At 69.3% G+C, this 25,903-nt stretch carries 25 protein-coding genes; 12 read left to right on the top strand and 13 right to left on the bottom strand.

Annotation, left to right across the window (positions count from 1 at the left end):
* The first annotated feature begins 9 nt into the window (after positions 1-9).
* Positions 10-516 carry an aromatic-ring-hydroxylating dioxygenase subunit beta gene (locus J2S59_RS17675; RefSeq protein WP_068119274.1) on the top strand — a complete coding sequence of 169 codons (507 nt, stop codon included), beginning with the start codon at positions 10-12 and terminating at the stop codon, positions 514-516.
* The gene (locus tag J2S59_RS17670) at positions 513-1,316 is read left to right on the top strand and encodes an SDR family NAD(P)-dependent oxidoreductase (RefSeq protein ID WP_068119266.1); all 804 of its coding nucleotides are present in this window, start codon (positions 513-515) and stop codon (positions 1,314-1,316) included. Before J2S59_RS17675 ends, J2S59_RS17670 begins: the two co-directional genes overlap by 4 nt.
* 79 nt (positions 1,317-1,395) lie before the next feature.
* On the opposite strand, the gene J2S59_RS17665 is transcribed toward J2S59_RS17670, so the two are convergent.
* Positions 1,396-2,592: an NAD(P)/FAD-dependent oxidoreductase gene (locus J2S59_RS17665; RefSeq protein WP_068119264.1), complete on the bottom strand. Its 1,197-nt coding sequence runs from the start codon at positions 2,590-2,592 to the stop codon at positions 1,396-1,398.
* Between the two features lie 2 nt (positions 2,593-2,594).
* Positions 2,595-3,008 (bottom strand): non-heme iron oxygenase ferredoxin subunit, encoded by a 414-nt coding sequence (locus J2S59_RS17660; RefSeq protein ID WP_220138364.1) that lies wholly within the window; start codon positions 3,006-3,008, stop codon positions 2,595-2,597.
* Positions 3,009-3,164: 156 nt separating this feature from the next.
* Between J2S59_RS17660 and J2S59_RS17655 the strand changes: the two genes are divergently transcribed.
* From J2S59_RS17655 to J2S59_RS17635, 5 genes are all read left to right on the top strand, one after another.
* Entirely contained in the window at positions 3,165-4,136 is a 972-nt protein-coding gene (locus J2S59_RS17655; RefSeq protein WP_220138363.1) for a zinc-binding dehydrogenase, read from the top strand.
* Between the two features lie 125 nt (positions 4,137-4,261).
* Positions 4,262-5,179 carry an IclR family transcriptional regulator gene (locus tag J2S59_RS17650; protein WP_068119260.1) on the top strand — a complete coding sequence of 306 codons (918 nt, stop codon included), beginning with the start codon at positions 4,262-4,264 and terminating at the stop codon, positions 5,177-5,179.
* On the top strand, positions 5,169-5,888 hold the full coding sequence (locus J2S59_RS17645) for a dienelactone hydrolase family protein (RefSeq protein WP_068119258.1): 720 nt from the start codon (positions 5,169-5,171) through the stop codon (positions 5,886-5,888). The genes J2S59_RS17650 and J2S59_RS17645 overlap by 11 nt, the downstream gene beginning before the upstream one ends.
* A 36-nt stretch (positions 5,889-5,924) precedes the next feature.
* Positions 5,925-7,250 carry an aromatic ring-hydroxylating oxygenase subunit alpha gene (locus tag J2S59_RS17640; RefSeq protein WP_068119254.1) on the top strand — a complete coding sequence of 442 codons (1,326 nt, stop codon included), beginning with the start codon at positions 5,925-5,927 and terminating at the stop codon, positions 7,248-7,250.
* A 24-nt stretch (positions 7,251-7,274) separates the two neighbouring features.
* On the top strand, positions 7,275-8,339 hold the full coding sequence (locus J2S59_RS17635; protein WP_068119251.1) for a DODA-type extradiol aromatic ring-opening family dioxygenase: 1,065 nt from the start codon (positions 7,275-7,277) through the stop codon (positions 8,337-8,339).
* Between the two features lie 6 nt (positions 8,340-8,345).
* Here J2S59_RS17635 and J2S59_RS17630 read toward each other — a convergent pair whose 3' ends face one another.
* On the bottom strand, positions 8,346-9,191 hold the full coding sequence (locus J2S59_RS17630) for an IclR family transcriptional regulator (protein WP_068119249.1): 846 nt from the start codon (positions 9,189-9,191) through the stop codon (positions 8,346-8,348).
* A 103-nt stretch (positions 9,192-9,294) separates the two neighbouring features.
* Here J2S59_RS17630 and J2S59_RS17625 point away from each other — a divergent pair, with 103 nt between their 5' ends.
* Entirely contained in the window at positions 9,295-10,323 is a 1,029-nt protein-coding gene (locus J2S59_RS17625; RefSeq protein WP_068119245.1) for an amidohydrolase family protein, read from the top strand.
* Complete coding sequence (locus J2S59_RS17620; protein WP_068119242.1) at positions 10,320-12,074, top strand: AMP-binding protein; 1,755 nt, start codon at positions 10,320-10,322, stop codon at positions 12,072-12,074. Before J2S59_RS17625 ends, J2S59_RS17620 begins: the two co-directional genes overlap by 4 nt.
* A 29-nt stretch (positions 12,075-12,103) precedes the next feature.
* On the opposite strand, the gene J2S59_RS17615 is transcribed toward J2S59_RS17620, so the two are convergent.
* The gene (locus J2S59_RS17615) at positions 12,104-12,580 is read right to left on the bottom strand and encodes a MaoC/PaaZ C-terminal domain-containing protein (protein WP_068119240.1); all 477 of its coding nucleotides are present in this window, start codon (positions 12,578-12,580) and stop codon (positions 12,104-12,106) included.
* Positions 12,581-12,723: 143 nt separating this feature from the next.
* Here J2S59_RS17615 and J2S59_RS17610 point away from each other — a divergent pair, with 143 nt between their 5' ends.
* A complete protein-coding gene (locus tag J2S59_RS17610; RefSeq protein ID WP_068119237.1) occupies positions 12,724-13,950 on the top strand; it encodes an FAD-dependent oxidoreductase in 1,227 nt (408 codons plus the stop codon).
* Here J2S59_RS17610 and J2S59_RS17605 read toward each other — a convergent pair.
* From J2S59_RS17605 to J2S59_RS17595, 3 genes are read right to left on the bottom strand one after another with little or no spacing between them, the layout of a single operon-like run.
* Entirely contained in the window at positions 13,842-15,872 is a 2,031-nt protein-coding gene (locus J2S59_RS17605) for an alpha-glucosidase (protein WP_306825348.1), read from the bottom strand. The two genes, J2S59_RS17610 and J2S59_RS17605, sit on opposite strands and share 109 nt — an antisense overlap.
* Complete coding sequence (locus J2S59_RS17600) at positions 15,869-17,296, bottom strand: glycoside-pentoside-hexuronide (GPH):cation symporter (protein WP_246360147.1); 1,428 nt, start codon at positions 17,294-17,296, stop codon at positions 15,869-15,871. The genes J2S59_RS17605 and J2S59_RS17600 overlap by 4 nt, the downstream gene beginning before the upstream one ends.
* Complete coding sequence (locus tag J2S59_RS17595) at positions 17,293-19,686, bottom strand: alpha-galactosidase (protein WP_306825347.1); 2,394 nt, start codon at positions 19,684-19,686, stop codon at positions 17,293-17,295. The genes J2S59_RS17600 and J2S59_RS17595 overlap by 4 nt, the downstream gene beginning before the upstream one ends.
* A 260-nt stretch (positions 19,687-19,946) precedes the next feature.
* Between J2S59_RS17595 and J2S59_RS17590 the strand changes: the two genes are divergently transcribed.
* Complete coding sequence (locus J2S59_RS17590; protein ID WP_220138322.1) at positions 19,947-21,059, top strand: Fic family protein; 1,113 nt, start codon at positions 19,947-19,949, stop codon at positions 21,057-21,059.
* Positions 21,060-21,639: 580 nt separating this feature from the next.
* On the opposite strand, the gene J2S59_RS17585 is transcribed toward J2S59_RS17590, so the two are convergent.
* The 3 genes from J2S59_RS17585 to J2S59_RS17575 all read right to left on the bottom strand — a co-directional run bounded on the left by J2S59_RS17585 (position 21,640) and on the right by J2S59_RS17575 (position 23,116).
* Complete coding sequence (locus J2S59_RS17585; RefSeq protein ID WP_107766946.1) at positions 21,640-22,098, bottom strand: VOC family protein; 459 nt, start codon at positions 22,096-22,098, stop codon at positions 21,640-21,642.
* A gap of 113 nt (positions 22,099-22,211) precedes the next feature.
* Positions 22,212-22,703, bottom strand: a complete 492-nt coding sequence (locus J2S59_RS17580; RefSeq protein WP_068119904.1) for a luciferase domain-containing protein — start codon at positions 22,701-22,703, stop codon at positions 22,212-22,214.
* The gene (locus J2S59_RS17575) at positions 22,700-23,116 is read right to left on the bottom strand and encodes a DoxX family protein (protein WP_068119906.1); all 417 of its coding nucleotides are present in this window, start codon (positions 23,114-23,116) and stop codon (positions 22,700-22,702) included. Before J2S59_RS17575 ends, J2S59_RS17580 begins: the two co-directional genes overlap by 4 nt.
* A 119-nt stretch (positions 23,117-23,235) precedes the next feature.
* Between J2S59_RS17575 and J2S59_RS17570 the strand changes: the two genes are divergently transcribed.
* Complete coding sequence (locus J2S59_RS17570; RefSeq protein WP_068119928.1) at positions 23,236-23,598, top strand: winged helix-turn-helix transcriptional regulator; 363 nt, start codon at positions 23,236-23,238, stop codon at positions 23,596-23,598.
* A 254-nt stretch (positions 23,599-23,852) separates the two neighbouring features.
* On the opposite strand, the gene J2S59_RS17565 is transcribed toward J2S59_RS17570, so the two are convergent.
* The 3 genes from J2S59_RS17565 to J2S59_RS17555 form a co-directional block, all read right to left on the bottom strand.
* Positions 23,853-24,491, bottom strand: a complete 639-nt coding sequence (locus tag J2S59_RS17565) for a maleylpyruvate isomerase family mycothiol-dependent enzyme (RefSeq protein WP_181641808.1) — start codon at positions 24,489-24,491, stop codon at positions 23,853-23,855.
* A 124-nt stretch (positions 24,492-24,615) separates the two neighbouring features.
* Entirely contained in the window at positions 24,616-25,101 is a 486-nt protein-coding gene (locus tag J2S59_RS17560; protein ID WP_068119911.1) for a PaaI family thioesterase, read from the bottom strand.
* On the bottom strand, positions 25,094-25,714 hold the full coding sequence (locus J2S59_RS17555; RefSeq protein ID WP_306825346.1) for a TetR/AcrR family transcriptional regulator: 621 nt from the start codon (positions 25,712-25,714) through the stop codon (positions 25,094-25,096). Before J2S59_RS17555 ends, J2S59_RS17560 begins: the two co-directional genes overlap by 8 nt.
* Positions 25,715-25,903 lie beyond the last annotated feature (189 nt).

Raw genomic sequence — 25,903 nt, 5'->3', positions numbered from 1 at the left:
GACACCGTCATGACCGTTACATCCCAGGCCCACACGGACGCGGGTCTCGTCCGCTCGGTCGAGGACTTCCTCTACTTCGAGGCCGACCTCCTCGACGAGTGGCGACTGCACGAGTGGTTGACCCTGTTCGCCGAGACCGGTCGCTACCTCATCCCGTCCACGGACCTGCCGGACGGAGATCCGACCAAGGACCTGTTCCTGGTGCAGGACGACCGGTTCCTCCTCGAGCAGCGCGTGAACTCCCTGCAGACGCGGGCCGCGCATGCTGAGTACCCGCATTCCCGCACCCGTCGGATGGTGACCAACGTGAAGGCGAGCGAGCGGGAGGACGGCACGGTCGAGGCGCGCGCCAACTTCGCCGTCTTCCGTGCGCGGAACGGGAAGGTGGACACCTACTTCGGTCGGTACGTGCACCTGCTGGAGCGCGACGGCGCCGGCTTCCGGTTCCTGGTGCGCAAGTCGGTGCTCGACCTGGATGCGCTGCGTCCGCACGGCAAGGTCAGCATCATCCTGTGAGCCGGCTTCAGGACCTGGTCGCCGTGGTGACCGGTGCGAGCCCGAACATCGGCGGCACGCTCGCCGCGGGACTCGCCCACCACGGTGCCCGGGTCGTCTGTACGGACATCTCCAGCACCGTCGCCGAGGCGGCGGCACAGCGGATCACCGCTGCCGGCGGGGAAGCCATCGCGGCCGTGGGTGACGTCACCGACCCGACCCACGCGGACGAGGTCATGGACCTCGCCCTCGACCGTTGGGGCCGGGTCGACGTGCTCGTCAACAACGCCGTCTACTTCGACCAACGCGGATTGCTGGACATGCCGGTCGAGGACTACCGACGCCAGGTCGACATCGTCCTGGGCGGCTCGTTCCTCTTCTCCCGGGCCGCCGCGCGGGCGATGATCGCCGGGTACCGCGGCGGCAGCATCATCAACGTGCTGTCCACTGCTGCCTGGCAGGGGCAACCCGGCAACATCGGGTACTCGACGGCGAAGAGCGGGATGATCAACTTCACCCGCTCCGCCGCCATGGAGCTCGCCGAGCACGGCATCCGCGTCAACGGCTTCACCCCGACCGCGACCCAGCCCGAGGACCCGGACCTGGTGGCCAAGGTCGGTCAGCTGGGCCGGGTCGAGGGACGCTTCCCGATGGACTTCGCCGGACAGCTGCCGATGCAGCGGCTCCCGACGCCGGACGACTACGTCGGTGCCGTGGTGTTCCTCGCCAGTCAGGAGTCGGCGATGATCACGGGCAGCAACATCACCGTCGACGGGGGCGCCACCGCCAAGTACTGGCCCTGGCAGCCCCAGCGCGACTGAACCCGCCGACGACGAAGGCCGCCACCCGCGAGCGTTGCTCACGGGTGGCGGCCCTTCGTGTGGGACCGGTTCGTGCCGATCAGGCAGGTGCCGGTGAGGTCTGCGGGAGATCGAGGTCGGCGAACGCAGTCCGCTTCGTGACCGCCTTGCGCAGCTTCATGAAGGTACGGGAGTCGTCGACCACGACGGCGCCCACGGTCGACCCCGCACGGTCGGCATAGACGGCGACGAGATCCGTGGGGCCGTCGCCGGTCACGTACGCCGGCGTACCGCGCGACGGAAGTCCGACGATCTGGATGCGGTGCCCATACTGGTCCGACCAGACATAGGGGACTTGAGCGCGCGGGGCGGGTCCACCGGCGATCGCGGAGGCCACGATGGCTCCGTGCTCGTTGGCGTTCGTCCAGTGCTCGATGCGGATCGGCTCGCCGTAGTGCGGATGCGGCCAGCGGGCCACGTCGCCTGCCGCGAAGATCTCCGGGTGGCCCACCACGCTCAGGTCCGACTCGCACGCGACCCCGTCGTCGACGGGGAGTCCTGAGCCACGGAGCCAGTCCGTCGCCGGGGTGGCGCCGATGCCGACGACGACGAGATCGGCAGGGACGACCTCCCCATCGGCGAGGACCACCCCCTCGACGTGGCCGTCGCCCACGAACCGCTCGAAGCGTGCCCCGGTCCGCAGGGCGACACCGTTGGCCTCGTGGAGCGCGGCGAGGCGAGCCCCGACCCGTTCCCCGAACAGGTGGGCCATGGGGGTCTGCTGCGCCTCGACGACGGTGACCTGGCATCCCCTCGCACGGGCTGCGGAGGCGAACTCCGCACCGATGAACCCAGCCCCGATGACGGTGACCCGCGGCGTCGTCGTGAGCTGGGACCGCAGGAAGGCAGCGTCGTCCGCAGTACGCACGGTGCGGACGCCGGCCAGACCCGAGCCCGGAAGGGTCCGCGGGACGACGCCGGTGGCGATGACGAGCTGGTCGTAGGTGTGCTCACCGGCGTCGGTGTGCAGGACGCGGGCGGCGGGGTCGAGACCGGTGGCGCGCACGCCCAGGTGCAGGTCGACCGCGAGCTGCTCGAGCTCCTCGGCGGACACCAGCGCAGGCGGGTCGTGCGGTGCGTCGGGTCGCAGGTGCTCCTTGGACAGCGGCGGCTTGTCGTACGGGTGGTGCGGTTCTTCGCCGATGAGCGTGATGGCACCGGCGAAGCCCTGCATGCGCAACGCCTGTGCCGTACGGACGCCTGCGACCGAGGCGCCGACGATGACGACGCGCGCCATGGTCAGGCTCCCACTGCGGTCTGCGCCGATGCCGCAGCCGACTGCTCGCGTGAGTCCGTCAGGACGACGTACACGTCGTCACCGTCGAGGACCACCTCGTGCATGCGCAGCGCGACCGTGGCGGGGAAGCACAGGGCCCGGCCGGTCTTCAGGTCGAAGCGCGCCATGTGCAGAGGGCACACGACCTCGTCGTCCTCGAGGTCGCTGTCCGTGCCCAGGGAGAACTGCTCGTGGGTGCAGGAGTCGTCGCTGGCGAACCACGTGCCGTCCTCGGTCCGGTAGACGGCGACCGGACTCTCCCCTTCGACGGTCATGGTGCTGCCCGGCTCGAGCTCGTCGGCCTTGCAGGCGAAGATGCGCTCCATCATGTGTCCTTCCTCGACGATGAACGGGGCGCGGACGACGTTGTGTCCCACGCACGTGTTCGGTCGAGTCTGCGACCGCTCGGGAGCCCCCTCCTAGGCAGGGTTTCAGCCACCGGAACGGCCCGTCCTGTCGTGGTGTGACTGCCGCCTATGGTCGCGGCCCGGTCCGGAGTCCGGGGACGGAGGAGTGTCGTGCAGGTTCCGATGATGAGCGCCGTGCGCTACGACGGCTCGCACGTCCGGGTCGAGGAGGTCCGTCGGCTACGGCCCGCCTCGGGCGAGGTGCTCGTCCGGGTCGCCGCCGTGTCCGTCGACCGCGCTGACGCAGAACCGGAGACGGGTCCGTGGCCCGTGCGGCTCGACGCCACACCGAGTCGGACGCTGGGACGTCACCTGAGTGGCACGGTCGCTGCACCGGGAGTCGGTGTCGAGGGTTGGCCGCTCGGCCGCACCGTCGTGGTGCAGCCGGAGTTCGGGTCGCGCGGGAGCTGGCTCCGGCTCGGGGTCGAACACGACGGCGCACTCGCCGACTACGTGAGTGTGCCGGCACGGGCACTCGTGCCGGTGCCGAAGGGACTGGAGCCGTCGTACGCCGCGCAGATCGTCGCTGCCGCTCGGGTGGACAGCATGCTCGAGCACGCCCGGCTCACGGCAGGGGAGTCGTTGGGGATCTGGGGCGGCGGCGCCCTGGGTGCCGCGGCCGTCGTCGTCGCGCGAGCGCGGGGCGCTGCGCCGATCGTCGTGGTCGACCCGGACGAGGACGCACGTGCACAGGGTCGGGACCTCGGTGCGGACGTGTGTCTGGACCCGCACGTCCCGGACTTCGCGGAGCATGTGCGCGAGTCAGTCGGCAATGACGGTCTCGACGTCGCGCTGCACCTCGCACCCGACGCGCGCGCCGCCGAGCAGGCCCTCGCCGCGCTCGGCCCGGTGGGACGAGGGGTGCTGGCCGGCCCGGCACGCTGGGTGGAGTCGCCGCGCTGGGACGCGCGGACGCTGTCGGGCGTCCCCCCGCTGGACCCCGCCGCGCTGCCACGTCTGCTCCGGCTCGCCGCCCTGGGCCGGTTGGTACTGCCGGTGCGCCCGCGGCTCGACGGTGGACTCGGCGAGGCGGCCCACCTGCTGGACACGGCCGCGCGGACAGGGAGCGGCGTACGTCCGTTCGTCGTGTGCCTCTGAGCGATCACCGGTCGTGCGGGGCGGTTCCGGCCGCTGGAACAGCCCCTACCTCCTGTGGTGGGCGTCACTCGAAGGTGTGACTCCCGACGCCGCACAGCGTCGGTCGATGTCGATCAGGAGGGTTCATGAGCGTTCAACCACTCAGTCGCGAGCCCAGCACGGGGCCGGAGCTGGACACGCCCTCGTCCTCGGCGTCCAAGGTGCTCGGACTGCTCACCGTGATGCTCCGGGGCGGGAGAGGCTCCGTGAGCCTGACCGAGGTGGCCGTCGCAGCCGGGCTGCCCAAGAGCACGACCCACCGCCTGCTGAAGGTGCTCGAGGACCACGGCTTCGTCGAGCGCGAGGGCAGCCTCTACCGACTCGGCAGCTCCTTCCTCGACCTCGGTGAGGAAGCACGGCTGTCCCGCTTCGCCGACCTGCGCGATGCGGCATACCCCCACCTGGCCTCGCTGTTCCGGCAGGCTCCGGCGATCGCCGTGCACCTCGGGGTGCTGCAGGGGCGAGCCGTTCACTACGTCGACAAGTTGATGCAACCCGACGGGGTGCGACTGCCCACCCGCGTAGGGGGCCGGTTCCCGGCGGCGTGCACAGGCCTGGGCAAGGCGATGCTCGCCGTCAGTCCGGCCTCCGTCGTCGAGCGGGTGCTGCTCGAGCCGCTGCCGCGGGTCACCCCGCACTCGGTGTCCCGCCACGGTCAGCTGCTGGCCCAGATGCAACGGACCCGGCAGGAGGGGTTCGTCGTCGAGAGCGAGGAGGCCTGCCACGGTGTCGTCTGCATCGCCGCCCCGGTCCTCGTCGACGACGAGCCTGTTGCCGCGGTCTCCCTCGCGGTGCCGAGCTCGACGTTCGGCAGGTCGCGGACCGCGCGGATCACGGAGCTCGGTCGGTTGGTGACGACCAGCGCCCGCCGCATCAGCGCCGGGCTGGAGCCAACGGGCCGGGGAGGCGTTCCGACGGCCGGGACGCTCCGTTCACTGCGCTCGGCGTCGCAGCTTGACTCGCCGGCACCGACGACGAGTGAGGAGCAGGCAGTTGTCCGTTGACGTACGCATCGATCCCGAGGTCACGACCGAGACCGTCGGCGGGGTGGAGGTGCGCATCTCCGCACTCCTGCTGGGAGGCATCCCGCGCGGCGCCGCCGTCGTCCTCGCGGGTCCCGGGGGAATGCGCCCGGTCGAGGCGGTGGACACGATGAACGCCCTGGCCCAGCACGGTTATGAGTCCGTGATGGCTGAGCCGGCGGCGGACGCCTGTGGTGACGCGCTCGGCACCGAGCTCGTCGCACGACTCGTGGAACGTGTCGCGGCGCGCGACTGGACGCTCGAGCAGACGGGCCTCATCGGCTACGGCGAGGGTGCGCGACTGGCCATGCTCGCGGCAGCACGTACGACGTTCGGGGCCGCGGTCAGCGTCCCGCGCGAGCGCGCCGACATCCTCGCGCCGGAGGCCGTCGCCCTGCGGACGCCCTGGCTGGGCATGACCGGCCTCGGCCCTGGTCGCCACGCAAGCGCCGAGCTGGTGGCCCACGAGCGGCGACTGTCCGACGCGTCGACCCAGCACGTGTCACTGGTCGGCTACCCCGGGGTCGAGCACTGTCTGCAGGACTCCGTCGACGGACTCGCGCACCAAGCGGTGTTCGACTCCTGGCAGCGCACCGTCGAGTGGCTGAACATCCACGTCGCCCCTCGACCGACCCCCCTCATCCAGGCCTGGGACGAGCGCGAGGCGCTCGACCGGACCCCCCGTCACTGAACGAACACTCCACCGAGAGAAACGAAGGTGCTTCCTGTGTCCCAGTACATCGACGACGACCGTGACATGCCGCGCTTCCGGGTCAACCGGAGGGTCATGACCGACCCGGAGGTGTTCGCCCTGGAGAAGGAGAAGATCTTCAACAAGACGTGGCTCTACCTGGGTCACGAGACGGAGCTCAAGAAGCCCAACGACTTCAAGACCCGCACGGTCGGCGGACGTCCGCTGATCTTCGCCCGTGACAAGTTGGGGCAGGTCAAGGTGTGGGTGAACTCGTGCCCTCACCGTGGCGCCATGCTCTGCCGGGAGGACTCGGGCAACGCCCGCTTCATGACCTGCGCCTACCACGGCTGGAGCTTCAGCACGAGCGGTGACCTCGTGTCGATGCCGGGAGACGCGGCCTACGGACCCAACTTCGAGCGGCCCCAGCTCGCTGCGCCCGCGAAGGTCGACAGCTACCGCGGGTTCGTCTTCGTGACCTTCGATCCCGAGATCGTCGACCTGAAGACCTACCTCGCCGGTGCCGCCGAGTACCTGGACCTCGTCTCCGACATGTCCGAGGTGGGCATGGAGGTGCTGGAGGGAACCCACCACTACTCGGTGCGCGCGAACTGGAAGCTGCTCGTGGAGAACAGCTTCGACGGCTACCACGCGATGTCCACCCACCAGCGGTACTTCGAGATGATCGTGGCCGCCCGGGGTGCGATCGACGCCGGCAGCTCGCTGCTCAACTCCCGGTCCATCAACCTCGGCAACGGGCACGCCGTGACCGTCGGCGGGTCCGGCAGTGGTGACATCTTCGGTCGTCCCCTCTCCGACGAGGCCAAGGCTGAGCGGGAGGCGCGCTACGAGCGGCTGCGGGCGAAGTACGGCGAGGGCTGGGTCGAGCGACTCAACGGGATCCGCAACATGGTCATCTTCCCGAACCTGGTCATCATCGACCTCGTCATGGGCGTGGTCATCCGCAAGATCGACCCGGTGTCGCCCGACTACATGGAGGTCACGGCCTGGGAGCTCGCGCCCCCGGAGGAGGGGGCGGAGCTCAAGCGGCAGCGGCTCGACAACTTCCTGACCTTCTGGGGCCCCGGTGGCCTGGCGTCGCCCGACGACGTCGAGATGCTGGAGAGCGCCCAGAGCGCCTACGCCTCGGTCAACGAGCTGGAGTGGTCGGACATCTCCCGCGGGATGCATGCCTCGGTGCCGGTGCAGTCCGACGAGTACCAGATGCGGACGTTCTGGCGTCGGTGGAACGAGATCGTCACCGGCGAGGTGCTCCCTCCCGAGGACTACGACGAGCTGCCGGACTACTGGACGGCTCCGCGCCTCGAGCTGGAGGCGGACTCGACCGCCGTGCGGTCGTGACGCGAGAGGACAGGAGGGAACACCATGGGTGACGTCATCGGGCTGGGCATGACCCACTACCCGTTGTTGCTCGGGCCTGACGAGACGATGGCTGCGCTGTTGCACTCGACGCTCAAGGACCCCGACATCCCGGAGGCCGAGAAGGACCCGGCGAACTGGTCGGCGATGGCCCGCGAGGAGTGGTCGGACGACGGCGGCACCGCGGCTGCGGCCAAGCATCGCGCCGAGCTCCTGGCGCACCTGCGCCGGGTCCGGGCGGAGCTCGACGCCTTCGAGCCGGACGTGGTCGTGGTCTGGGGTGACGACCAGTACGAGAACTTCCGTGAGGAGGTGATCCCGAGCTTCTGCGTGCTCGCCTACGAGGACACCGAGGTGGATCCCTTCGGTGTCATCACGAAGCTCGGGTTGCCGAACGCCTGGGGGCTGCCCAACTCGCAGTCCTTCACGATGCGGGGCGCGCCGGACTTCGGGAAGCAGCTCGCCACGTCGGTGCTGGATTCCGGCGTCGACATCGCCTACTCCTACATGCCGCGTCCGGGGACGAACTTCCCGCACGCGTTCGCCAACACCCAGATCTTCCTCGACTACGAGAACGTGGGGAAGGAGTTCCCGTACCCGATCGTGCCGATCGCGGTGAACTGCTACGGCGAGCACGTGATCGCGCGCCGCGGGGGTATCGCGCGGTTCGCCGAGATCCAGGCGGGGGAGGACCTGGACCCTCCCGGCCCCACCCCTGCTCGGTGCTACGAGCTCGGGCGGGCCGTCGGCCGGATGGCGAGGGACAGCGACCTGCGCGTCGCGCTCGTCGCCTCGTCCAGCTGGTCGCACGCGTTCCTCTACGACGAGGGCTGGCATCTTCGACCGGACACCGCCGCCGACCGGGCGCTCTACGAGGCGATGCTCGCAGGGGATCACGAGCCGTGGGTGCAGCGCACGAGCCAAGAGGTCGTCCACTCCGGGCAGCACGAGATCCTCAACTGGCACTGCCTGCTGGGTGCCACGACCGAGCTGGGCATGGAGCTCGAGTGGAGCGAGCTGGTGGAGACCGAGATCTTCAACTCCAACAAGGCCTTCGCGGTCTTCCGCTGAGTGGTGCTAGTCCTCCGTGTCCGGGTCGGGAAGTCCGACTTCCCGGCCCGGCATCCAGCGTTGGTCCTGACCGGATGCCTCCAGTGCCCGCCGGATCTCGACGCCGAGCCGCGCCGTCGCGTCGCGGAGGGCGTTCGTGGCCTGCGGTCGCAGCTCCACGGCAGCCGGATAGATGAGGCTGAGGGCGCCGACCGCCTTCCCGTGGACGATGATCGCCGAGGCGATGCCGGCGACCCCCTGGCGGGTCTCGTGCAGCTGAGTGGCGAGGTTGTCGGCACGGACGGTACGCAGCTCGTCGAGCAGGACCTCCGGGTCGGTGATCGACGCCGACGTCAGTGCCGGCAGGGGCCGGGGCAGCACGGTTTCCAGGACCTCACGGGGATCCCAGGCCAGCAGCACCTTCCCCATGGCCGCCGTCGTCGCCGGCAGACGAGCTCCCACCACGACACGCTGGGAGTGCCAGGGGAGGAAGCCGACCTGGTCGAGGACCACCACGTCGATCCCTCGCAACACTCCGAGGGCGACGGTCTGTCCCGACCAGTGGTGCAGGCGCGCCATGTGGGGCAGGGCGAGCTCGCGCATCAGGTTGGCGGGCGAGAAGGACGCCAGCTGCGCGAGGCTCACGCTCACGCGGTAGCCGTCCCCGACGTGCTCGACTGCGTCGAGCTCGACCAGCCTCGCCAGCAGTCGGTGCACGGTGGACTTGGGCAGGTCAGCCGCGCGCGAGAGCTCGGTCAGGGTCATCACGCGCCGGGAGGCGTCGAACGCCCGGAGGACGTCGAAGGCCTTGGCGAGGATCGAGGGCGACTCCTGCGAGGAGGGGCCGTTCTTGGGGATGGCGGACCTCCTCACATGCGTGCGCTGCCCGGCAATGAACGAAGAATAGCCCCGCCCCTGCACGTGCGGGCCCGGACACGACCCCCGTCGCGAGCCGCGGCGTGAAGAAGGAGTCTTGATGGAGCACACCGAGCTGCCGGGGATCGTTGACAGCCATGCGCATTTCTTCCCCGCCGCGTTGGTGCCGACGCCGACTGCGGACCCGCGGTGGCCGCTGTTGCGCCCGAGCACCGAGGACCAGACACGCGGTGGGATCTACCAGGGGGACCGGCTCTTCCGCGCCGTCGACCACAGCCTGTGGGACGTCGACGCGCGACTGAGGCTCATGGACGCGCACGGCATCGCCCAGCAGATCGTCTCGCCGGTGCCCGTGATGCTGACGACCTGGGCGGACCCGGCGCCGGCCGCCCGGTTCGCCCGTTCGGTCAACGAGGGGATCGCCACCGCCGTCGGCGCTTCCCGCGGGCGACTCGTCGGACTGGCCACGGTGCCTCTCCAGGACGTCCGTGCCGCGATCAGGGAGCTGGAGCACGCTGTGGACCACCTGGGCCTGGCCGGTGTCGAGATCGGGACCCGGGTCGAGGACAGGGAGCTCGACGACCCGGAGCTCGCCCCGTTCTTCGCGACCGCGGCAGATCTCGGCGCGGTCATCTTCGTCCACCCCATGGACGGCGGTACCGGAGCCGTACGCCGTGAGGGACAGCCCTATGACTTCGGTTTCGGCATGCTCAGCGACACCGCCCTCGCCGCGACCGCGCTGCTCACCGGTGGCGTGATCGAGCGGCATCCTGACCTGCGGATGGGTTTCGCGCACGGATGCGGCACGTTGGCGTGGGCCGCGCCCCGGCTGGGCCTGGCACTTTCGATCTGGGGTGAGGAGGGCCGCAGCGACGCCTTCGACGATCTGTTGCGGCAGCTGTGGGTCGACACGCTGGTCCTCGACCCGGCACACCTGCCCCTGCTCGTCCACCGCTTCGGCGCGGATCGCGTCATGGTCGGCACGGACGCGCCGTTCATCCCGTCCCAGCTCGCCGGCGTGAGGGACCTCCTCGCGGGTGCGCGCGAGCACGGGCTGAGCACCACCCAGACCGACGCCATCGCTCGGACCAATGGCCGAGCGTTCTTCACACGAGAGGATCCACGATGACCACGACGCAGAGTCCGGCCGCCGAGCAGGGGATCGCCACCGCCGCGTACCGCGAGGCGCGTGATCATCTCCTACGGCTCCGCGGCCGCTACGAGCAGGCGGTGGAGGAGTTCCGCTACCCGGACGTCGGCGAGCGCTTCTGCTGGGCGGTCGACTGGTTCGACGCGATCGCCCGCGGGAACGACCGGCCGGCCCTGGTGGTGGTGGCCGAGGACGGCGGATCCGAGACCGTGAGCTTCGACGAGATGGCTCGCCGGTCCGATCGTGTCGCGGCGTGGTTGTCAGGACTCGGCGTCACCCGCGGCCAGGCGGTCCTCGTGATGCTCGGGAACCAGGTCGAGATGTGGGAGGTCGTGCTCGGCATCATGAAGCTGGGCGCCGTCGTGATGCCCACGGCGACGGCTGTCGGGCCGGAGGAGCTCGCCGACCGGGTCCGCCGCGGGGGTGCGGTCGCGGTCGTCACCGGGGCCGCCGACATGTCCACCGTCGACCAGGTCCCGGGAGACTTCCTGCGGATCGCCGTGGGTGCCGCGGCACCGGCTGACGGATGGCTCGACCTGGCGGACGCAGCGGCGGTGGAGACCGGACCGGCACCGCATCCGGGCACCTCCCCGGACGACCCGCTGCTCTTCTACTTCACCTCGGGGACGACGTCACGGCCGAAGCTCGTGCAGCACACCCAGCTGTCCTACCCCGTCGGACACCTCTCGACGGCCTATTGGATCGGCCTGCAGCCCGGCGACGTACACCTCAACATCTCGAGCCCCGGGTGGGCCAAGCACGCATGGTCGTCGTTCTTCGCGCCGTGGATCGCCGAAGCCACGATCTTCGTGCTGAGCTACTCCCGGTTCGACGCCGCATCGCTCATGCGGGTGCTGCGCACCCACGAGGTCACGTCGCTGTGTGCTCCGCCGACGGTGTGGCGCATGCTCATCAACGGCGACCTCTCGGGCGGACCGGGAGCGCTCCGCGAGGTCGTCGGGGCGGGCGAGCCGCTCAACCCCGAGGTGATCGACCAGATCGAACGCGCGTGGGGACTGACAATCCGCGACGGGTTCGGCCAGACGGAGACGACTGCCTCCATCGGCAACGTGCCGGGCGCGAAGCTCCGACCGGGCTCCATGGGTCGCCCCCTGCCCGGCGTGCCGGTCGTCCTCCTCGACCCCGCCACCGACGAGCCGGTGACCGGCCCGGGGGAGGGCGAGATCTGTCTGGACCGGTGGTCCGACCCGGTCTCGCTGATGGCGGGCTATCGCACCGAGGACGGGTCGCTGATCGACGGCCGGGGCGCGGAAGGCCGGTGGTACCGCACCGGTGACGTCGCGTCGATCGACGAGGAGGGCTACATCACCTACATCGGTCGTACCGACGACGTCTTCAAGGCCAGCGACTACAAGATCTCGCCCTTCGAACTCGAGTCCGTCCTGATCGAGCACCCGGCAGTCGCGGAGGCCGCGGTCGTGCCGGCACCGGACCCCGTCCGGCTCGCCGTGCCGAAGGCCTACATCGCCCTGGCTCCCGGCTTCGAGCCCGGCCCTGAGGTTGCTCGCGACGTGCTCGCCCACGCGCGAGCGCGCCTGGCACCGTGGCAGCGGGTACGCCGGATCGAGTTCGCACCGCTGCCCAAGACCATCTCCGGCAAGATCCGCCGCGTGGAGTTGCGGGGGCGCGAGGACGGACGAGCGGGGGACGAGCAGGGACGTCCCGAGCTCGAGTGGCGCGAGGACGACTTCCCGGACCTCCGGTCCTGACGCCGACGCGGGCGCTGGGTGCTCGGGGCTCAGCGCCCGCCAGGTCGGAGGGAGACCATCAGGCCGATGTCTCCGCGCTGCACGACCTCACCGTGCTGGTTCACGAGCGCGAGCCGGCGTTCGAGGATGCCGGCGTCGCCCTTGCTGGTGGTCCGTACGCCCGTGACGTCGACGGTGCAGTGGAGCGTGTCACCCACGAGCACGGGGCGCTCGAAGCGCCACCCGTCGATGCCCAGCAGCGCCACCGAGCACTTCTCGAAGACCCCGAGACGCGAGACCAGGCCGAGCGCGACCGACAGGCCGAGGAGCCCGTGCGCGATGGGGCGCCCGAACCGGCCCTGCGCGCTGTGCTCGACGTCGGTGTGCACCGGGTTGGTGTCCCAGCTCCACCCGGCGAAGGTCACGAGGTCGGCCTCCGTGATCGTCCTGCCCTGGGTGCGGAAGGACTGGCCGACCGCGAAGTCCTCGTAGTACCAGTCAACGGGTGTCTCCCTGGGGCTTGTCATGCATCGAGCATGACAAGCGACGGGGCGTCGAGGAGGTCGCGTTCCACGGGCCGGAAACGTGGGCGGCGCGCGGGGTCGGACCGTGGCGAGGATCGGCGCACGTAGCCGATCGACCAGCCGCGCCGCGGCATCGGAGGGACAACATGACCGACAGCGACGTCATCATCGTCGGAGCCGGCCCCGTGGGCCTGATCGCCGCGCTCGGGCTGGCGCGCAGCGGGGTCTCCGTGACCGTGCTCGAGGCCGCCGCCGACATCCTCGACGAGCCGCGGGGCATGACGTACCACTGGGCGGCGCTCGCCGGGCTCGAGCGTCTCGGGGTGTTGGACGACGCAATCGCCGCCGGGTACCTCAAGGACGACTGGAGCGCTCAGGTGTTCCGCACCGGTGAGCGGCTGTCCATGGACATCGGCCTGCTCAAGGACGACGTGCGCCACCCCTACAGCCTGGTACTGGGGCAGGACGCACTCGGTGGCGTCGTCTTGAAGCACCTCGTGCAGCACGAATGCGCCGAGATCCGCTGGAGCACCGCGCTCACCGGCTTCGAACAGGACGGCAGTGGCGTCACGGTGCAGGTCGCGACCGAGACAGGCCCGCAGACCCTGCGCACCCGGTGGCTCGTCGGTGCCGACGGCGCGCGCAGCGTCGTACGCCGCGAGCTCGGTCTGGACTTCGAGGGGATGACCTGGGGGGAGCGCTTCGTCGCGACGAACTGCCGTGGTCGGTACGAGGACCACTTCGTGTCGGGATACCTCATCGATTCCGAGTACGGCGCGGTGGTCCACCAGATCACCACCGACGGTCTGTGGCGCCACACGTACGCCGAGTCGCTGGACCTCCCGGAGGAGGGGATCGAGGAGCGCATGGCGGCCTACTTCCGCGCCGTGCTTCCCGAGGGGGACTTCGGGCACGAGATCCTGCGGTGGCGGCACTACCGGATGCACCAGCGGTCGGCCGAGACCTACTGCGTGGGGCGGGTGCTGCTCGCGGGCGATGCTGCGCACGTCACCAACCCGACGCGCGGGTTCGGGCTCGTGGGCGGCATGTTCGACGCCTACACGCTCACCGAGGCCCTCGTCGCGATCGTGCTGGACGGGGGAGACGAGGCGTTGCTCGACGCGTACGCCGAAGCACGCAAGCGAGTCTTCTGGGACTACACGACCCCGATCTCCAGTGACAGCAAGCGCCTCGTCTTCGAACCGACCGAGGAACGCCTGCAGGGGTTCCGCGACGTCGCCGCTGACCCGGTCAAGACGCGGAGCTACCTGTTGAGCGGCGTCGCGCTGGCGACGCCGTCGCTGCTGGGGACGATGGACGTGTGGGAGACGGTGGGCGCCACCCCCGGACTGGAGGCGGCGCGCCGCACGTAGACCCGTGCCTCGTACGCCGCCAGGCGGGCGTCCGCGGTCCCGCCGCCGGGGACGCTGCGCAGAGCCAGGGCGTAATCGGGACCCGGCGGTCGGCACCGGCGGGGCCGATCGCTGAGGTTGCACACGACCAGCACCTCGCCGTCGTCGCCCGACCGGCGGTAGCGCCACAGGTGGCCGCGGGCGGAGCGGTCGAACTCGACGGTGCCGTAGACGAGGGCGGGGTGGGCGCGGCGCAGTGCGATCAGCGCGCGGTGCCAAGCCAGGACAGAACGCTCGTCGGCTCGGGAGTCGGCCACGTTGCACTGCGCGTGGTCCCCGTCGCCCTCGATCCACGGCACCCCGGTGGTGAACCCGCCGTGCGGGCCGGCGTCCCAGGCCATCGGGGTGCGGGCGTGGTCGCGACTGCCCGCGAGCACGCCGACGAGCGCCTCCTGTTCGGTGGAGCCGGCGCTGCGCAGCTCGGCGTACCGGTTGAGGCTCTCGACGTCGCGCAGTTGGTCGATCGAGGTGAAGGCCTGGTTGACCATCCCGATCTCCTGGCCCTGGTAGAGGAACGGCGTGCCGCGCAGGGTGAGCTGGATGGTCGCGAGCAGCTTCGCCACGGCCTCGCGGTGCGCGGGCCGCGGATCCACCTTGGAGACCATGCGGGGGTTGTCGTGGTTGTCGAGGAAGAGCGCCGACCACGAGCGGTTGCCGAACGCCCGTTGGTGGCGCTCGAGGACACGCCGCAGGTGGCGCAGGTCGTAGCGGTAGTCGTCGAAGCGGACCTTCCCGGGCGCCTCGAGGTGGTCGAAGCTGAAGACCAGGTCGAGCTCGCCGCGGTCCTCGCCGGTGAGCAGCTTGCCCAGCTCGATGCCCACGCCGGGCGTCTCCCCGATCGCGACGGCGTCGTACGGCGCGAACGCCTCGCGCCGCAGCTGGCGCAGGTGCTCGTGCAGCCGCGGACCGGCGAAGTAGTGCTCCACCCCGGTGAAGCGCATCAGCTCACCGATCATCGGGTTGCCGTTGGGCAGGCCGCGGCGCTTGGAGATGTAGTTGACGACGTCGAGTCGGAAGCCGTCGACGCCCTTGTCGAGCCACCACCGCACCATCGCGATGACATCGGCGCGCATGGGGGCGTGGTCCCAGTCGAGATCCATCTGCTTGGCCGAGAAAAGGTGCAGCGCCCACACGTCGTGCTCGGGGTAGTGCCGCCATGCCGATCCGGAGAAGAACGACGTCCAGTTGTTGGGCGGCTCGCTGCCGTCCTCGCCCGTGCCGGGCCGCAGGAAGTAGTAGGGGCGGTACGGCGAGGCCGGGTCGCGCAGCGCCTCGACGAACCACGGATGTTCGTCGGAGGTGTGGTTGACGACCAGGTCCATGACCAGCCGCATGCCGCGTCGGTGCACCTCGGCGAGCAGCCGGTCGAAGTCGGCCATCGTGCCGAACTCGGCGAGGATCGCCTGGTAGTCGCGGATGTCGTAGCCGTTGTCGTCGTTGGGGGAGTCGTAGACGGGACACAGCCAGATCGCGTCGACGCCGAGATCGACCAGGTGGTCGAGCCGCTCGATGATGCCGGGCAGGTCGCCGATGCCGTCCCCGTCGCTGTCGGCGAACGAGCGGGGGTAGATCTGGTAGAACACCGCCTCCTTCCACCACGCCGGCGTGACGGGCGTCGTGTCGTCGTCGACCGGGACGTCCGGGTGCTGGGCGAGCAGGTCGACCAGGGTGTCGAGGAAGGCCGCGTCGATGCGCCCGCCGGTCAGCCGGGGGAGTCGGTCGAGTCGGAGTGCCCCGACGGCGGGGTTGGTCACCCACCGGCTGGACCTGCCCAACTGCAGGAGCAACTTGTCGATGATGTCGCGGCCCAGCGGATGGGCGTAGAGGTCGCGGATCCGGCTCCGGGTGGTGACCGGGCGGATGCTGGTGCGGACGGTGTTCACGCCTGCACCTCGTCGCTGGGGGTGGGTGCACCGTCGCGCTCGCGGACCTGCGCGACGATGGCGGCGTACCGCGTCGCGTCGAGACGGTAGAACCGGCGGTGGACGATGTAGCTGAGGACGATGAGGGCCAGCGGGATCAGCAGCATCGCGGTCTTGACCAGGGTGATCCCGGCGGCGGTCATGTCCTCGTGGCTGTCGGCCGCGCTCATCCCCGACGCGATGACCGTCCAGCCGACGATCCCGGCTGCGGCTGCTGAGCCGAGCTTGTAGATGAAGGGCTGCAACGACAGCGTGATGCTCTCGTTGCGGCGCCCGAGCTTCCACTGGCCGTACTCCACCGTGTCGGCGATGAACATCAGCATCAGCAGCTGGATCGTGGCCTGACCGGCGAAGATCGCCAGGCCCGCGACCACGACGAGCGCCAGCTGTCCGGTCGGGGTGAGGAAGAACAGCACGTAGCCACCGGCGACCAGGCCTATCGCCGTACGGAAGAGCCCTTCGCGGCCGAACCGGGCGCTGAGCCACGGGTGGATGACGAGGGCGCCGATCTGCGCGACGCCGAGCACGGCGGCGAAGACGGCGTACATCGCCTCGTCTCCCCAGACGTACTTGAAGTAGTAGATGCCGAAGCTGACGGTCGTGGTGAAGGCGGTCATGAACAGCACCAGCGCGACGGTGATCGCGATCAGCTGGTCGTTGCGGAAGATCGTCGGGGCCAGGTCACGCCAGGGCGTGCGCTGCTCGCGCACCGGGATCTCCGGGTCCTCCTCGACGAGCAGGACCATGACCGCCTGGCACGCCAGCGTCAGCACCACCACGGCACCGGCGATGGTGAGGTACGCCGTCGCGAGATCCCCGACGACATCGGCCAGGGCGTTGCTGACGGGCACGATCGCCACGACCATCGTGAACGTGCCGATGTTGGCGCAGATCCGGGCGAAGGCGCCGATCCGCTCCCGCTCGGCCTGGTCCTGGGTCAGCGCCGGCAGCATCGACCAGTAGCCGATGTCGTTGGCGGTGAAGGTGATCTCCCAGGCGAGGTAGACCGCAGCGAAGGTCAGGATGAACGCGAGGTCGCCCATCCCCACACCGAGCCCGGCGAACATCAGCACCATGAAGACCGACGAGGTGAGGGCGCCGAGCACGATCCAGGGTTTGAACTTGCCGAACCGGCTGCGGGTGTTGTCGATCAGCACGCCCATGAACGGATCGTTGACGGCGTCGAAGATCCGTACGACGACCAGCACGACGGTGACGCCGCCGAGCACGGAGTCCGACACCTCGAGCACGTCGCTGAGGTAGAAGATCAGGTAGAGGCTGATCATCGTGTAGGCGGCGTCGCGGCCCAGCGTGCCGAGGCCGAAGCCGTAGCGGTTGCGCAGGATCCGCCGGTGCTCTGCGGCGCTGGGCGAGCTGGTGGTCACGGGCCCTCCTCGAGCCGCTCCACGACATAGAGCGTGGAGCCGTGGTCCCCGAGCATCCGGATGCCGGGGTGGTACTCGGTGCCCGAGAACTGGTGGTGCAGCCGGATCCCCTGCGCCAGCAGGGCTCCGGTCCCGACGTACTCCTCGGCGGCGTCGGTGAGGCTGGTGAACTTCGCCGCGGTGCTGAGCACGACGCCGCGGGGGTCGAGGCGGATCGGCGTGACGTGGTTGATCAGGTCGCCGAAGCGGTCGATCATCAGCCGCTGCGGCTTCGACCGCACGCGGTACGTCGTCTCGGGCTCGAGACCGGCGACGGGGAGGAGGTCCGGCGCGGGCGCTGCGACCACGCGGCGCTGGAAGTTGCCGAGGATGGTCCGGTCGCCGTCGTCGACCTGCCAGACGAACCGGTCGGGGTGCGGCTTCGTGTGCCGGCGGAACCGGCCGTGTTGGAAGAGGTCGCGATGGGTGCGATAGAAGGCGATCTGCTCACGCACCTCCTTGCGCTCCTCGCTGCTGAGCAGCTCGAGGTCGTACTCATAGCCCAGGACTCCGAAGCAGGCGACGTTGAACCGCGTCGACAGCGGGGTGTTGCGCAGCGTCTGCTGGTGGGGTGCGTTGGAGATGTGTGCGCTGATGGTGCTCAGCGGATAGAGGTACGACAGTCCCTGCTGGATCTCGAGCCGCTCGATCGGGTCGGTGTCGTCGGAGGCCCAGATCATCGCGCTGTGGGCGAGCATGGCGAGGTCGAAGCGGTTGCCGCCGCTGGAGCAGGTCTCGAGCAGCACGTGTGGCCGCGGCTCGAAGATCCGGCGTAGGACGTCGTGCAGGTTGGCGACGTACTGGTGGGCGGTCATGCCGGGCGCACGGACGTGCGGCGAGTGGGTGTCGGCGAGATGCCGGTTCATGTCCCACTTCACGTAGCGGAAGTCGTGGGCGTCGAGCAGGGCGCCGACCGAGGCGACCACGTAGTCGCACACGTCCGGGTTGCACAGGTCGAGCACGTGCTGCTGGCGACCCAGGCGCGCAGGCTTGCCGGGGATGCGCAGCGCCCACTCGGGGTGGGTGCGGTAGAGCTCGCTGTCCTCGTTGACCATCTCCGGCTCGACCCAGATGCCGGCCTGCAGGCCGAGCGCGGACAGCTTCGTGACCAGGGAGCCCAGTCCGCGGGGGAACTTCGCGTCGTCGACGGCGTAGTCGCCGAGGCCGGCGGTGTCGTCCTTGCGGCCGGCGAACCAGCCGTCGTCGACGACGAAGAGCTCCATGCCGAGGTCGGCGGCACGGCGTGCCTGCTTGAGTAGGCGGCGCTCGGAGACGTCGAAGGAGAGCGCCTCCCAGCTGTTGTAGGCGACCGGGCGCGGCGTACGCCGATAGCGCGCGGGCAGCACGTGGTCGACGACGAACCGGTGCATCCGCTCCGACAGCCCGTTGAACCCGGTGTCGGCGAACGCCAGGACCGCCTCGGGGGTCTCGAACTCCTCGCCTGGTGCGAGCGGCCAGGAGAAGCCTTGCGGGTTGATGCCGCCGGCGACGCGGAGCAGACCCGTGGCGCCGCGCTCGACGCTGCCGAGGTGGTTGCCGCTGTAGACGAGGTTGAAGCCGTGGACGCGTCCGTGGTCCTCGTCGGCGTCGGCGGCCGCGAGCAGGAACCCGGGGTTGTGCCGGTTGCTGCTGGAGCCGGTGCTGCTGGAGACCCCGCTGAAGCCGGGGCCGATCGGACGGTCGTGGGCGTGGGTCTCCGCGATCCACGCACCGTCGAAGGTGATCAGCCGCGGCGCCCCGCCCAGCGATGCCTCCGGCAGGTCGAGCTGGAAGCTCAGGAGCTTCTCGACCACCACCTCAGCGGGTCCGGTGTTGCGGACGACGACCCGGCGGGTGATGACGTCGGCCGCAGCGAAGACCGTGTAATGCAGCGCCACCTCGATGCCGGCGCGCTCGTCGGCCAGGTCGATGACCAGGGTCGTGGCCTCGGCCGGGGTCCCGTGGGCCGTCGGCAGGGTGCGTGCGGCGAGGCTGCCCGCGTGGACCTCGTGGCCGCGGTAGCCGAGGTCGAGGTCGTAGCCGACGTGCGCGGTGCGGATCTCACACGGGCTCGTGCGGTAGTCGCCCTGCCCGATCCCGCTGAACTCCAGGGGAAGGGTGTCGAGGCTGTAGCGGACGTCCTCGGGTGCGTAGGCCACGGTCGAACCCCCGCGCGCGACCCGGCTCCAGCGCAGCGCACTGGGATCCTGGATCGCCAGGCGCGGCCCGTAGTGGATGTGCTCGAGGTGTCCGTGCTCGGTGACGGCGAACCAGTACGACGTGTGCGCGGTCTGCAGGTAGAACGTGCCGTCGCGGTGCTCGATCACGTGTCCGTCCCGGTCGGCAGCAGGGGAGATCCGAACGTATCCCACGCGCCGCGGCCTCGCAGGGAGTCGTGGGACTCCGCCGCCGCGTATCGAAGGACTGGCGGTCGGGCTTCCCTGATAGTCGCCCGACCCGTACACCACTTTGCTTCTATAAAGTGGTCTAACGTAATGATGTGAGCCAAGACCGAGGCGAGTTGCACCCCGAGTTCGCTGTGGGCTGGGAGACCTACCCCTGGGGCCGCGAACCGGATCACTCTGCCTCACGCCGCCAGCAACTCGCGGCCCGAGGGCCCTACCAGGCGGCAGTGCCAGCCCGCATCGCGGAAGCCGAGGTCCGGATCAACGGCGCGCTTCAGGCCGAGGCCGAGGATGCTGTCCGCGAGATCGCCCGCTTCGATGCCGAGATCACCGCGATCTCCGAGCGCCGCGCGGCGCGTGAAGGCGATGATGCGGCCACCGAGCTGGCCCCGCTGGCCTCGGTGCTATTGCGCACCGAGGCGGCGTCGTCATCGGAGATCGAGGGCGTGACTGCCGGGGCCCGAGCGCTGGCGATGGCAGCGATTGAGGCCAAGGCCGGCCCCAACGCCCAACTGGTCACTGCGAACGTCACGGCCATGCAACGTGCGGTCGAGCTGGCCGACGAGATCAGCGTCTCCTCGATCCTCGCGGCTCACCAAGCACTGCTCGATCATCATCCGTACGCCGCCCCCGGCACACTGCGTGACCAGCAGGTGTGGATCGGCAACAACGCGCTGAGTCCGCACACGGCCTCGTTCGTCCCTCCTCACCACATCGGTGTCCCTGTGGCGCTCGATGACCTCATCACCTTCGTACAGCGAGTCGACCTGCCGGTGCTGGTGCACGTCGCGATCGCGCACGCGCAATTTGAGACCATCCACCCCTTCAACGACGGCAACGGGCGCATCGGGCGCACCCTCGTCCACGCGATGCTGCGCCACTCTGGTGTCACTCGTACTCTCACGGTTCCGGTCTCTGCCGGTCTGCTCACCGACACGTCCGCCTACTTTCGAGCGCTCACGGACTATCGGGAGGGATATCCCGAGACGATCATCCGGCAGTTCATCAACGCCTCCTTCCGTGCCATCGGCAACGGGCGTCAGCTCGTTGACGACCTGGAGACGGTCTTCGAGGACTGGAGCGGGCGGTTGACGTCACGGCGAGGATCAGCCGCGCGCCGGCTGCTGCCTCATCTGCTGAACCAGCCCGCCGTCAATGTCGCCTACGCGGAAGCCGCCACAGGCGTGGCGCTCTCGGCCGCCCAGCGCGCGGTGGAGCAGCTGGAGGAAGCCGGCATCCTCAAGCGGGCGGGCGGGGGACAGCGCAACCGCGCCTGGATCGCCCCAGACGTCATCGACGCGCTCGACGCCTTCGCCGAACGCGTGGGGAGTCGGAGATAGCGAGCCTTCTGCGAGCCGTCTAGTCAGCGCGTGCAGTCTTCTCGGACGGTTGCTGACAACGGCCCCTGATCCTGCCTTTCCGCAGGTCAGGGGCCGTTCTCGGTGACGCGCCGGATCAGATGTCGTAGTACTGACTGACTGACCCATGCTGACCTGCGCAAACGTCGGAGTTGAGGAACTATTTGTACCACGCTTGTAACGAGTCATGACCTGGACGCAGCCCCGCGGAGTGGGCATTGCTAGCCAACTCTGCCGCTCATTGGAGTCCCTGGGCGAATCGCCCCCTGTGACCTCGCCAGGCACAACGCCCTTCAACACCTCCGACGCCAAGCGGCTTGATACAGGGCCGCTGATGCCCGATAGCTTTCGCTCGGAGACGACAGGGTCTGCGAGGGGTCCCAAGGTCACGTGAGACAGCACAGCGACCGGCCGCGGACAATGAGCGACAAGGCCGCGCCGGGCGGGGAACTCACAGCGCTCAAGGCTGACCCGGCAAACGTGGCGACCCGGTCGCAGGCTGGGTGACGTGCGCTCGTGTGCGGCCGGTGCCGCCCGCGATGCTTCAGGCATTCAGGGAAGGTCAGAGGCGTAGCGGACGGATCGGGGCGAAGACCAACGAGGGGTCGGCGAGCCATTCCTCGGTCGGGATCACGTCGACGTAGAGCTCGATCTCGTGCCCATCGGGGTCGGCGATGTAGAGCGAGTGGGTGATCGTGTGGTCGCTGGCGCCCTTGATGTCTACTCCGTGCTCGGTGAGGTGGTGCACGACCTCGCGCAGCTCGTCGTCGCTGTCGCCGACTTTCAGGCCGAAGTGGTACAGGCCCAGCCGGGGTCCCGGGGGCATCGCCGCCGCGGCGGAGCCCACCTCGATGAGCAACAGCTCGTGGTGAGTACGGCCGGAGGAGAACGCCGCCGCGGGGACCGGCAGTGGCACCTCCCCGCGGACCTCATCCCAGCCGAGCACGTCTCGGTAGAACCGCCGTGAGCGCTCCAGGTCCCGGACGTAGAGCACCAGGTGGCCAAGCTCGTGGATGCGCATGATGGTCGACTCCGATCTTCGTTCGGGCTGGGCCTAAGCCAGCTTCGTTCGGCTGGGCGCGGGCCCGACCGGCCCGGATGCCGGGCACACCGGTCCTCTGTCACGATGACCGGTCAGGCCGGGGCGTCCCTCGCGTACTCAAAGGACGCGGTCACGATCTGGGAGACCACCTCTGCCTCCTCCTCGTCGCGGGGTGCGTAGACCATCACGGCACCGGAGGTGATCAGGCCGCGGCGGGCGACCGGGTGCAGCTCTGCCCAGCCTGCCTGGATCAGGCCGGAAGCAACATCGGGCGGTACTACCAGGTGCAGGGACTGGTCCGGTGCGGGGTGCAGGTGGGCGAACTCGGTGCCGATCATGAAGGCCTCGGGTGGCCCATGCGCGGCCTCCGGCGGCAGGGTCAGGGCGCGGGCTCCCGGCACCGAGATCATGCTGGGGCGCCAGACCACCCCCGGCAACTGAGCGAGCCGCTTCTCCAGCAGGCTGCGCGGCCGATCGTCGTGAGGCTGTTGGTCGAGCTGGGTGTGCGGATTGCTCGGCGTGGTGCGCGGCCTGACACCGCCTCGAGCGGGGAGGTCGGCCAGGTCTGCCAGCGAGCCGGTCACGGCGTGAGCACCGAGCCGGGCACCAGCGGGTCGAGCTCGTCGCCCGGGGAGGCGAAGAAGGCGAACAGGGCAAGCGCGGCGCCCGTGAGGGATAGCTCCTTGAGGGACTGGGTCTGCTCGTTCACCTTGCCCGCAGGGTCGGTCTCGCGCCAGAAGTCGTGCATCAGCAACGCTGTCGGCACCAGAAAGCCGACCAGCAGTAGGGCCCCCAGGTCGGGCCAGACACCGACGGCCACCATGAGGCCACCAAGAATGATGACCGCGCCGGAGATGTCCACCATCAGCCCGGCTGCCGGAACACACTTGCTGACCGCGTAGCCGGCCATCATCTCGCGCTGGCTGAAGTGAGCTATCCCGGCGCCCAGGAACAGCAGCGCGAAAAGGATCCGGACGATGAGAACCAGAACGTCCATGAGAGCTCCCAGGTGTCCATTCCTTACTTACTCTTTGTAAGTGACTCTAGGACTACCATTCCGGGAACGGCATGGCAAGGGTTCTGGGAGCCGGCGTCGACGAAAGGGGGTTGGAGAGCGTGGACGAGAGGGAGAACTACTGTCCGGTCTTTCACCGCGCGGTCGAGCTGATTGGGCGGCGCTGGAACGGCCCGATCATCCGCGCACTGCTCGACGGAGCAGAGCGCTTTGGTGAGATCCGCTCGAGAATTCCGGGGCTCACGGACCGGCTGCTCGCCCAACGGCTTCGCGAGCTGGAGCGCGAGGGTGTGGTGCAGCGTGTCACGGCGGCCGCTGGACCTGTGCCGCGCTACATGCTGACGCCCAAGGGCCAGTCGCTGACGCCGGTGATCGAGTCCATAGCCCAGTGGGCTGCCATGTGGGGTGGCCTCCCGGATCCGCACCACATGGCGATCAGCCTCGACAGTCAGAGGGAGAATTGATGGTCAACTTGTCTGGACCATGGGCGCGTTGACGGGACTTCGCGCTGGCACGGACGGTGAACAGCCCGCTGAAGGGAATGGGTTCGCTGGTCGTAAGTGCCCGTGAGTCGACGCGTTTCGCCAGTTCGCGAAGTGATGGAAGTACGGAAGACCGCGCTCTGGCAGATCCAGGCCCTTCTCCCGGCCTAATTTGCTACCCCACGGACCATTCAGTATGACCACGGCGTCACTGCGGTCGCGTCATCGTCTGGACCTCACCTTTGCGCTGACCACTCGGCGAAGGAGCGCATTGCGTCGGCTGAGCCCTGAATCCCGATGTCCGCAGCCTCGCGCCTTCCGAAAGCGTGCAGGACGAGCTCGAGGGGCGCCCCCGAGAGAACGACTCCGCTCGAGTGCTTACCGATCGCGGTGAGCGCGCTGTCGTCCGGTTCGAGCCGGACAGCGACGGGCGCCTTCCGGTAGGCCCTCGTGAGGATCGGCCTTGCACGGCGCCAGAGCTCCCGGACCTCCTCCTCGTGGAGCGTGCGATGCGGCACCGGACCGGATCCGCGGCGCAGGTCCTCGTGGTGGACGACGTACTCGAGGAGATTCAAGGTCTCATCGAACCGACCCATCAACGAGTGTCGGGATGGTCCTGCCTCCAACGTGTCGACCAGGACGGCATATCCGTGGGGGCTGCCGGCCTGGGTGACGAGCGACCGCATGAAGCGCTCCTCGCCCGGCGACTTGGTGGTCACCTGGTCCCAGATGTTGCGCAGGATCGCGTGCTCGCGCTGGACCACATGTGCGAGTAGGTGTCGCGTTGTCCACCCGTCACAGAGCGTCGGCGCATCGGGATCTGCATCGCGGAAACTAGCTGCGAAGGAGCGGCGTTCCTTCGCGACCCAGGTCATGTCACTTCCCACCCTTCACCATGGTGTCGATGTCTGCTGCCCAGCCAGACATTCCTAAGGCGCCGTCTTCCGTGGCCCGTTGTCGAGGGGGGCGAGCGCTTGGTTCGCCCTTCGACACTTGCGGTCATTGCCGTTCCCGGGTGAAGTGATCGATGCCCACCGCTACGAACACCGCCGTTGATGTTCCTAGTACGGACCCATCAGGCCCGGCGATGCTGGCGACGAGGAACAACTTGCGCCCCTCGTGGCGCTGCACTTGTGCCTGCAGTCGGTAGGAGACGCCGATCATCACTGGAGCTCGATACTCGACCGTCAACTGGCGCGTGACGGCTGGTGTCCCGACGAGGTAGAGCAGGAATCCGTAAAGGTCGTCGATGACCGTGGCGACTGCGCCGCCGTGGGCGATGCCGGGAGCGCCGACGTGCCGGTTGTCAAAGGTGTGGTCGGCCACGACGCCGTCGCCATGGCGGCGAACCTGGAGGTGATGGCCGTGCGGGTTGTCGGGTCCGCAGCCAAGGCACTGCTCGTGGTGGGGCGGCAGGTCGACTCCTTCCCGGTGCGGGCGGAACTTCTCAGCCCACGTGGCAAGCATCGATGGCAGGTCAGTCATGGGATGGACGGCCTCTCAGGACTTGGGCCCAGGCGGCGAGGACCTGTTCTTGGCGGTGGCCTGGGTGGGAGGTGAGCAGGCCGCTGACCCCCCTGCCGAGGAGGAGGTCGAGGGTGAGCCGGATCTTGACCGGGTCGTCGGTGAGGTAGGTGCGACAGATCTGCGCAAGCTCGTCGTTGACGCGCTCCTCGGCTGGGATCAACTGGGCTCGCAGATCGGGATGTGAGCGGGCGGCCACCCACAGTTCCAGGGTCGCGGCGTACAGCGGACCCGAAAGCGCCTCTGCCAGCAGCCCGAGCGCAGCCTCTTGCGGCTCGATCCGACTCCGAGGCCGCTTCGCCCCTTGAGTCGTGGCCGGGGACAGGTCCGCCAACGCCTCGCGCACCCGACGCAGGCGCTTCTGCGCCAGATGCTCAACCGCCGCGACCACCAGCTGGTCTCGGGTCCCGAAGTGGTGCAGCTGTGCGCCTCGTGACAAGCCGGCCTTCTCGGCCACCGCGGCACTGGTGGTGCCGGTGTAGCCCAGCTCGACCAGGCACGCCACGGTGGCCTCCAGCAGCACACGACGAGTGGCTGCGGAGCGTTCCTCCTGTCGCCTGGCTTGGGTGGGCACACTCAGACCTTACATGCATGCACGAATGTATGTAAGGCGGCTATCGATCGCCGCTGCACGGTGATAGCGCGTTGGCGAGGCAGGTGAAGCCATGGTGAGAGTTGTTCTGGACTATCCGCATCGGATGGCGGGCCACTGCGGCACGGGCAGGTTGCGTGACTCCTCATGGAGTGGGCCGGATTCTGCTGG

The organism is Nocardioides massiliensis, assembly GCF_030811215.1.
Classification (GTDB): Bacteria; Actinomycetota; Actinomycetes; order Propionibacteriales; family Nocardioidaceae; genus Nocardioides_A; species Nocardioides_A massiliensis.
The sequence above is the reverse complement of the archived record's forward strand: the minus strand, read 5'-3'. Positions and strand labels throughout refer to the sequence as shown.